Source organism: Leclercia sp. M50, assembly GCF_037150775.1.
In the GTDB taxonomy this organism is placed as follows: Bacteria; Pseudomonadota; Gammaproteobacteria; order Enterobacterales; family Enterobacteriaceae; genus Enterobacter.
In genome coordinates, this window is sequence record NZ_JBBCPK010000058.1 from 23,490 (window position 1) to 29,948 (window position 6,459).

Annotated in this window: 4 protein-coding genes; all 4 read right to left on the bottom strand. The window is 60.2% G+C overall.

Annotated elements, in window-relative coordinates:
- Nucleotides 1–13: 13 nt before the first annotated feature.
- Nucleotides 14–1,180, bottom strand: coding sequence for a bifunctional tRNA (adenosine(37)-C2)-methyltransferase TrmG/ribosomal RNA large subunit methyltransferase RlmN (locus WFM46_RS14935; protein ID WP_103180711.1), 1,167 nt, complete (start codon nucleotides 1,178–1,180; stop codon nucleotides 14–16).
- A 169-nt stretch (nucleotides 1,181–1,349) separates the two neighbouring features.
- A complete protein-coding gene (gene ndk / locus WFM46_RS14940) occupies nucleotides 1,350–1,781 on the bottom strand; it encodes a nucleoside-diphosphate kinase (protein ID WP_039029721.1) in 432 nt (143 codons plus the stop codon).
- A 155-nt stretch (nucleotides 1,782–1,936) separates the two neighbouring features.
- On the bottom strand, nucleotides 1,937–4,261 hold the full coding sequence (gene pbpC / locus WFM46_RS14945) for a peptidoglycan glycosyltransferase PbpC (RefSeq protein ID WP_336997934.1): 2,325 nt from the start codon (nucleotides 4,259–4,261) through the stop codon (nucleotides 1,937–1,939).
- A 1-nt stretch (nucleotide 4,262) separates the two neighbouring features.
- Nucleotides 4,263–6,459 (bottom strand): alpha-2-macroglobulin family protein (locus WFM46_RS14950; RefSeq protein ID WP_336997935.1); only part of this gene is annotated, 2,197 nt, incomplete at its 5' end.

Below are 6,459 nucleotides of genomic sequence, written 5' to 3' on the forward strand. Positions count from 1 at the left end.
GACGGCATAATAATTACACGGACTTGATCGCGATGGCGTCGCCCTGCATGCGTTTACGCAGTGTACGCTTGGTGCGGTCGATAACATCACCGGCCAACTGACCACAGGCGGCATCAATATCATCACCACGGGTTTTACGCACGATAGTGGTAAAACCATACTCCATCAGAACCTTGGAGAAACGGTCGATACGGCTGTTTGAACTACGGCCATACGGCGCGCCCGGGAACGGGTTCCATGGGATGAGGTTGATCTTGCACGGCGTGTCTTTCAACAGTGCCGCCAGCTCGTGGGCATGTTCGGTACCGTCGTTGACGTGATCCAGCATGACGTACTCAATGGTGACGCGACCCTGGTTGGCGTTGGACTTCGAAATGTAGCCACGAACCGAGTTCAGGAAGGTCTCAATGTTGTACTTCTTGTTGATGGGCACGATCTCATCGCGGATGGTATCGTTTGGCGCATGCAGCGAAATCGCCAGCGCCACGTCAATCATATCGCCGAGCTTATCCAGCGCGGGAACAACGCCTGAGGTAGAGAGTGTGACGCGACGTTTGGAGAGGCCAAAACCGAAGTCGTCGAGCATGATTTCCATCGCCGGAACCACGTTGGTCAGGTTCAGCAGCGGCTCGCCCATCCCCATCATCACCACGTTGGTGATTGGACGGGTGCCGGTGATTTTTGCCGCACCGACGATTTTCGCCGCACGCCACACCTGGCCGATGATCTCTGACACGCGCAGGTTACGGTTAAAGCCCTGCTGCGCCGTGGAGCAGAATTTACACTCCAGCGCACAACCCACCTGAGAGGAGACGCAGAGGGTAGCGCGATCGTCTTCCGGGATATAAACCGTTTCAACACGCTGATCGCCAACCGCAATCGCCCATTTGATGGTGCCGTCAGCGGAACGCTGCTCTTCCACCACTTCCGGCGCGCGGATTTCGGCCACTTCTTTCAGCTTGTTGCGCAGCACTTTGTTGATGTCGGTCATCTCATCAAAGTTGTCGCTGCAATAGTGGTACATCCATTTCATGACCTGGTCGGCACGAAACGGCTTTTCGCCCATCTCTTTGAAGAACTCGCGCATCTGCTGACGGTTCAAATCCAGCAGGTTGATTTTTCCATTTTTATTCGGAACCGCAGGAATGGCGACTTCGGAGGTGTTAACTAATTCAGACATAATATATTCCGGCCTCGTTGTTACACGTTATGGCCCGTGGAGGGTTGAAAAGAAACGCCCCGGAAAGCGATCGGCTCATCCGGGGCGTTACATTGTACAAAGTCTGGTGCAGGGATGCCACGTTTGCACGCGGCATTTACGAAAATAATGTGTAAACGAAACCGTTATATTAACGGGTACGCGGACACACTTCGCCTTCAGCGAAGAAGTAGGCGATTTCGCGTTTAGCAGATTCTACGGAGTCGGAACCGTGGGTGCCGTTCTCGGTGAAGCTGTCAGCGTAGTCTGCACGCAGTGTACCTGCCAGCGCGTTGTCCGGGTTAGTGGCACCCAGCAGATCGCGGTGACGCTGAACGGCATTTTCGCCTTCCAGAACGGAAACCACGATTGGGCCAGAGGTCATGAACTCAACCAGGCCGTCGAAGAATGGGCGACCTTCGTGCTCAGCATAGAAACCGCGAGCCTGCTCAACGGTCAGATGCAGCATTTTGGTACCAACAATTTTGAACCCTGCCGCTTCAAAGCGCGCAAAGATGCTGCCAATAACGTTTTTTGCCACCGCGTTTGGTTTGATGATGGAAAAAGTACGTTCAATAGCCATGATTACCTCTGTGATTTGTTCTGTTGTTTTGCATTCATGCGAAATATATGGCGCGGATTATAATGAGCATTGGCGCCATTGCCTATGGATGCATGTAACATTTTTTTAAAATAAGACGAGTTTTAACAACAGATCGTCGTCAAAACACCTTTTATCTATTGCAGCGTGAAATCCACAGTCGCCACCTGCCCCGCCTCATCCATTACCAGTAGCTGATAATCTCCTGCATTTACAAGCTGCAACGTATACATTCGCCCCTGGACATTCAGCGGTTCGCCATTCAGAAACCACCAGCGCGGTCCCTCGCTGCCGCTGACCAGCAGAGGCAGCGAGACGCGCGACTCGCCCGGCAAACGCTTAATCACTGCCCCCTGACGAATGCCGGAGAGCAGCAGCGGCGCCGGGAAGGTCTGACCGAGCGGCGGACAGGTTGCAGACGCGGGCGGGATGCGGGCAGACCGTCGCTCTGCCTGGGGCAGCCACGGCTCCAGCGGCAGCGGCCAGACGTCGACGCTTTTTTCCTGCGCCTGCGGGCAGTCTGCCGCCACCCGCTTACCGCTGTTATCCAGCCAGATCGGAAAATGAATGCCGCGGATGCCCTCCTGCTCCGGCAGTAACAGCGTCGGCGGTTGGCTCCCTTCGAGCAGCCACGTCGCGAGTCGACGGCGGCAGTTGCTGTCCCCGTCTGGCAGCGACTGCCCGCCCGGCCAGCAAATCACCCCGCGGCTAACGGAGGCCGGGCGCGGATCGCGCGGCAGACGCGCCTCATCCAGCGCCGATCGCGACTGCAGCAGGTTATTAACCTGATTTAACACCGGCACGGCGCTGGCAAAACCAAACTGCCCGGCCACCGGGGTGCCGTCCGGCCTGCCGGTCCAGACCCCGATGACGTAGCGCGCATTCAGCCCTATCGCCCACGCATCGCGATAGCCATAGCTGGTGCCGGTTTTTATTGCCAGGGGCACTACCTGAGCAAGCGCGCTGTCGGGTAACGGCTGCGCCTCACTGGCAAGAATGCGTCGGATGATCCACGCGGACCCAGGCGAGAGTAGAGGCCGTTCCAGCAGCGGGTCGTCGGGTTTCAGGCGCAGCTTCCCTGCCCGACCCTGACGGGCAAACGCGCTGTATGCCGCGGCGATATCCGCCAGACGCGCCCCGGCGCCCCCGAGAATCAGGGACAGGTTCGGCTGAGCCCCCGCAGGCAGGAGAAGCGGTAAACCGGCGTTGCGCAGCATTCCGGCAAACTTCTTCGGCCCGTAGGCCTCCAGCACCTGGACGGCGGGCAGGTTCAGGGATCTCACCAGCGCTTCGCTCATGCTCACTGGACCGTGAAAGCCGCTGTCAAAGTTACCCGGACGGTAATCGCCGGTGCGTCGCGGGACATCCTGTAGCAGCGAGGCGGGATGGATCAGCCCCTCATCCATCGCCAGGCCATAGATAAAGGGCTTCAGCACCGATCCTGGGGATCGGATCGCGGTGATCATATCCACATGGCTGAAGCGGCTGTCGTCGTTGATGTCGACCGACCCCACCCAGCCGCGCACCTTCATATCGGTATGATCCAGGACGATCATCGCCAGTGAGCTGCGGGGCGGCAGGCGGGACTTCCAGTTCAGGGCCAGCTCCTCCAGCTGACGCTGCAGCGTGGCATCCAGCGTCGTCACCACTTTGCTGTCGCGGCTTTTGCCCAGCATCATGCGCGAGAACAGCGGCGCCAGCTGCGGCATCTGGCGTGGCGCCAGCCAGACGGGCTCTTCCTGCGACTCTTTGACCTGGCGGGCGGACCAGACGCCCTGAGATGCCATCCGGTTGAGCACTTTGTTACGCGCCGCCTCTGCCCGCTGCGGCCAGCGATCCGGCCGCAAACGGCTCGGCGCCTGGGGCAGAACGGCAAGCAGGGCGGCTTCGGAGTAGCTCAGTTGCGCAGGGGATTTTCCCAGATAGGCCCAGCTGGCGGCCCCCACGCCCTGTAGCGTGCCGCCAAACGGGGCGCGGTTCAGATAGAGCGTCAGGATCTCAGCTTTGGAGAGGTGCCACTCCAGCTGGAGCGCCCGCCAGAGCTGGCGCACTTTGCCCCCCAGCGTACGGGAATGCGGATCCAGCAGTCGCGCCACCTGCATCGTTAGCGTGCTGCCGCCCGAGATCACCTTTCCGGCCAGCAGATCCTGCCAGGCGGCGCGCAGAACAGAGAATGGGTTAACGCCGGGATGATCCCAGAACCAGCGATCTTCATACTGGATCAGCGCCTCAAGATAGCGGGGTGAAACCTCTTCGATGGTGACCGGATAGCGCCAGATCCCGTCGCGATCGGCAAATCGCCACAACGGAATGCCCTTTTCATCCACCACCACGCGGGCAGGGTTGACCTCGTGTAACGGCAGCGGCCACAGGCGATCGGCGGCCACGACGGCGCCCCATACCAGAAGAAGCGCTCCCGCCAGCCACAGCCAGCGGGAGCGTAACAGAGAGCGGAGCTGCACGTTACGGAACGACTGTTAGCGGGCCGCTGGCCGCACCCGTTGCCCGCCACTGCGGTACGTACATGGATTCCACCATCGGCACCGGCACCGCGTAGGTTCCCGGGGTGACGGCACGGGCCAGATAGACCAGCGTTACTGTCTCATAATTTTTCACCGACACGGCGGCGACAAAGCGATCGTCACGGAACTCCATATGCTGGATATCCGCCTGCTGCATCTGGTTGAGCAGGTTTTGTACCTCGCTGCCGCTCTCCTGCAGGCTGGCGCTGCTGCTGGCGAGGTTCTGGTTTTCCAGCTCCAGCCCCGCAGGCAGCAGATCCACCACCAGCGCATCCGGCACGTTCTTGCTGGCGCGCACGGTCAGCCAGACCAGCACCAGCTCGCCGCTTTTCAGGGAAGAGAGCGACTTACTGCTGCCGTCGGTGGCCAGAATCTGTCGTTCAATTTTCAGCACGTTCGAGGCGGGCTGCGGCGCATATTGCGGGTAGCCGCTGCTGTCCAGACGCACCCACAGCGGTGCAGTGCCGGTATTGGTCACCTGCAGGGCGGCCACTTGATCGGCATTAAGATTTTGCACCTGCGGTTTGTCTCCCCGCATATTGCCTTCTTTAAACGACGTGGTGGCCTGCCACTCTCCGGTGAGTTTTTGTGCGGAACGTCCCGCCAGGAACAGAGCGTTACTCTCCTGCGTTGAGAGCCAGCGCTGGCTGTACGCCTGCTCAGAAAGCACATTCAGCAGCGTATTCTGAGCGTTCGGCAGCAGTTTGTACTCTTCCAGCAGGCTGAGCATCATGGCGTTATCGCGAAGCGGGCTGCCGTAATCGGCCAGCCAGCTTTGCGTTTCGCTGCGCGGCGTTTTGATTGCCAGATCGAGCGCCTGCTGGCTGCGCGGCGCATCCCCCATCAGCTTCAGCGCCAGGCCAAGCTGCATCAGCGGCAGGCCCGATTTGGCCTGACCATGACGATCCCAGATTTCACGCAGCGCCCCCAGCGGCGCTTTTTGCTGACGAGCCAGCACCAGCGCGGCATAGGCCTGGATGGCAAATTTGCTGGCGGTGGTGTTCTCGCTGTAGCGGACAGCCATCATGCCCGGGTCCTGCAGATAGCGCAGCAGGCGGTTGTTGGCGTTGGTAATGGCCTCAGCCGGGACGCTGTAACCCTGCTCGCCCGCCCGCACCAGGAAATCAGTGACGTAGGCGGTGAGCCAGTACTCTTCCTCACCGTTTTTATCCCACAGGGCAAAGCCACCGTTGTCACGCTGCATCTGCAGCAGGCGGGAGATACCGATCTCAATAGCCGCGCGACGTTTTTCGTCGCTGTCACCCTTAATCCCTAACGCGCTCAGCTGGGCGGCATTGGTATACAGAGACGGGAAGAGACCGCTGGTGGTCTGTTCCAGACAGCCATACGGATAGGCCTGCAGCTCACGAATGTAGCGGGCCAGGTTGAGCGGCGGCTTGCCGCTGAGCAGAAGCTGCCCCTGTAAGGTCACCGGCGAGAAATTCGCCAGGTGCTGTTCCGGCGCATGCCAGCTTTCGCCCGGATTGAGCATCGTGCCGGTGTTCACCGTCTGCGCCGGGAATGCCGGGCGCACGCCGATTTTCCAGCTCTTCTGCTGCGGGGCAAAGGTTTCGCCGGGCAGCGTCAGGCCGTTTACCTGCGCGACAATTTCGCCCTCGCCGTAACCCTCCAGCGCCCGCACCGGAATAAACAGCGTCGAGCGTTCGCCCGCGGCCAGTGTAACCGGCTGCGGCTGGGCCCCTTCCAGCGCCAGATTACCGCCAGCGGTCAGGGCGACGTTCAGGGTCTGCGGACGATCGGTGAGGTTAGTCAGATCCAGCGTCAGCCTGGCGCTATCGCCGCTGGCCAGGAAGCGCGGTGTGTTTAGCTCGGTGATCACCGGTGCGGCAACGATGATTTTGCTCTCGCTACTGCCAAAATCATCATCGGTCCAGGCCTGGGCCATCAGACGCAGTTCGCCGTTAAAGTCGCCAATGGGTAACGAGACGGTACCCTCCCCGTTGGCGTCCAGCTCTACCGGCTGCGCCTGCTGGGCGATAATGGTGACGTGGTTAACCGGCGGTTTGCCGCCGCGCTTGAGCTCATCGCCGTCGCCGCCAAAGCGCAGCGACGCCAGACGCCCCTGGCCTTCAATCACCTGCCCGTAGATATCGTAGATGTCCGCGCCATAGCGCTTC